This is a genomic window from Stenotrophomonas sp. P5_A8 (assembly GCF_056400545.1).
In genome coordinates this window covers 1-2,339 of the sequence record NZ_JBFULB010000462.1, presented here as the reverse complement: position 1 = coordinate 2,339, position 2,339 = coordinate 1, and the positions used below count along the sequence as shown (strand labels likewise).

Sequence of the window (2,339 nt, the reverse complement as noted above, 5' to 3'; positions counted from 1 at the left end):
GCCGAGCCATGCTCGGCTGCGTGCAGGCAGACGTGGTGACCGCTGCGCATGCTGGTAGAGCAGCCGAGCATGGCTCGGCTCTACCCCGCGATACCCCGCATTGCCTCGCGATACCCCGCGATACCCCGCATTGTCTCGCGATACCCCGCGATACCCCGCATTTCCCGGCATTGCCCGACATTGCCTTGCCGGATCGCGTCGTGTGGGGGGGCGGATTGGCCGCACCCGCACCTGAAATCGCCTATGCCCGATGACGGCATGCTGGTGGATTTCATTCCGCGGATCGCGGTGACCGCTGAGCTGCAGCGGAAGCTGCTGGTGGACAACCCGATGCGGTGGTGCCGGGGCGGGTGAGGGACGTCGCCGCGCGTGCTTCGGCCTGGCCGGGGCGCACGGTGGAGCCACGCCATGCGTGGCTGTTCTTCGGTCCGGCATGGCGTGCAGCCACCCGTGGGGTGGCTCTACCGGGGAGGGTCGCGCAACGGTAACGCCAGGCCATCGCATGATCGCCGGGTAGAGCCACGCCATGCGTGGCTGTTCTTCGGTCTGGCATGGCGTGCAGCCACCCGTGGGGTGGCTCTACCGGGGAGGGCCGCGCAACGGTGATGCCACCAGGCCATCGCATGATCGCCGGGTAGAGCCACGCCATGCGTGGCTGGCGCGGACTATCCCCGCGCCAACGCCATCAAGCGCTCGGCAATCCGCTCCAGTGGCACCATTTCTTCGGCCGCACCCAGCTTGTAGGCCGCGCCCGGCATACCCCAAACCACGCTGCTGGCTTCGTCCTGCACCAGCGTGGGGGCGCCGGCGTTGCGCAGTTCGAGCAGGCCGCGGGCGCCGTCGTCGCCCATGCCGGTGAGGATCGCGCCGATAGCGTTGCTACCGGCACTTTCGGCGACCGAGCGGAACAGCACGTCCACTGCCGGCTTGTGCCGGTTGACCGCGGGGCCGTCATCCACGCGGCAGCGCCAGCGCGCACCGTCGCGGATCACCCGCAGGTGCTTGCCGCCCGGCGGCAGGTAGGCGTGGCCGGGCAGCACCGCTTCGCCATCGCTGGCTTCGCGTACCGACATGGCCGAGTGCCGGTCCAGGCGCTCGGCGAAGGGCGTGCTGAACGTGGCCGGCAGGTGCTGGGTAAGCACCACGGCGGGCGCGTCGGCGGGCATGCCCTCGAGCACCACGCGCAGCGCTTCGGTACCGCCGGCCGAGGCGCCGATGGCGATCAGGCGGTCGGTGGTGCGGAACTGGATGCTGCGCGCGGGGGTGACCGGTGCGACCGCGTCGAGCGTGATGCGCGGGGTGATGGGGCGGGCCAGGGTGCGCACGCGCGAGCGCGCGGCCATCTTGACCTTGCCGATGATTTCCTCGGCATAGGCCTGCAGGCCGCGGGCGACGTCGAATTTGGGCTTGGACACGAAATCCACCGCGCCCAGTGCCAGCGCCTGCAGGGTGGTGTCGGCGCCGCGTTCGGTCAGCGAGGAGATCATCACCACCGGCAGCGGGTGCAGGCGCATCAGGTTTTCCAGGAACGCCAGGCCGTCCATGCGCGGCATTTCCACGTCCAGGGTGATCACGTCCGGGGCGAGGCGTTTGATCTTCTCGCGCGCCAGCAGCGGGTCGGCGGCGGTGCCGACCACCTCGATGCCCGGATCGCTGGCGAGGATTTCGCTGAGCATCTGCCGCACAACGGCGGAGTCGTCGACGATCAGGACTCTGCAGGGCGCACCGTGGGTCATTCGAACAGCTCCACGCCGCCGGTGACCGGGGCCTTGGACAGACGCGCACGCACGGCCGATTCGGTTGCGGCGACTTCGGCCTCGTGCGCGTGCGGCAGGCGCTGCACGACGACGCGGCCGGTGTCGGCGAAGAACCACACCTTGCGCGGATGGATGCCKCACAGGTCTTCGGCCAGCACCGGGATGTGCTCGGCCTGCAGGTACTGGCGCACGAACTCGGCGTTACGGGTGCCGACCGGGTTGCTGGTAAAGCCCTTGAGTACGTTGGCGCCGCCGAACACCTTGGCTTCCAGGCGCTTGCGGTGAGCGCCACGCTTGAGCAGGTCGTTGATCAGCAGTTCCATGGCGTAGCTGCCGTAGCGCGCGGGCGCGCCATCGCCGACGTTGCCTTCGGGCAGCAGGAAGTGGTTCATGCCGCCGATCTTGAGCACCGGGTCGCGCAGGCACGCGGCCACGCACGAGCCGAGGGTGGTGGTCAGCGCGGTGTTGTCGTCGACCACCAGGTACTGGGTGGGCAGCAGCTTGGCCGCGGTTACCTTGAAGCGGCTGTCGAAGTAACGCATGACATCGTCGGTGCGTAGCGCCAGGTTCATGCCGGTGCTC

3 protein-coding genes are annotated in these 2,339 nt (G+C 69.2%); 1 reads left to right on the top strand and 2 read right to left on the bottom strand.

All coding sequences use genetic code 11. The annotated features are described in order from the left end of the window. Positions 1–254: hypothetical protein (locus AC1DQP_RS19575; RefSeq protein ID WP_478052308.1), on the top strand; the 254-nt coding region annotated here is incomplete at its 5' end. Positions 255–665: 411 nt separating this feature from the next. Here AC1DQP_RS19575 and AC1DQP_RS19570 read toward each other — a convergent pair. Then, entirely contained in the window at positions 666–1,736 is a 1,071-nt protein-coding gene (locus AC1DQP_RS19570) for a protein-glutamate methylesterase/protein-glutamine glutaminase (RefSeq protein ID WP_256777498.1), read from the bottom strand. Beyond that, the gene (gene cheD, locus AC1DQP_RS19565; RefSeq protein ID WP_478052309.1) at positions 1,733–2,329 is read right to left on the bottom strand and encodes a chemoreceptor glutamine deamidase CheD; all 597 of its coding nucleotides are present in this window, start codon (positions 2,327–2,329) and stop codon (positions 1,733–1,735) included. Before cheD ends, AC1DQP_RS19570 begins: the two co-directional genes overlap by 4 nt. Positions 2,330–2,339: the final 10 nt, after the last annotated feature.

Bases quoted from the DNA above. Each gene is read 5' to 3' on its own strand.
- AC1DQP_RS19570 (WP_256777498.1), bottom strand. From the start codon at position 1,736: ATGACCCACGGTGCGCCCTGCAGAGTCCTGATCGTCGACGACTCCGCC.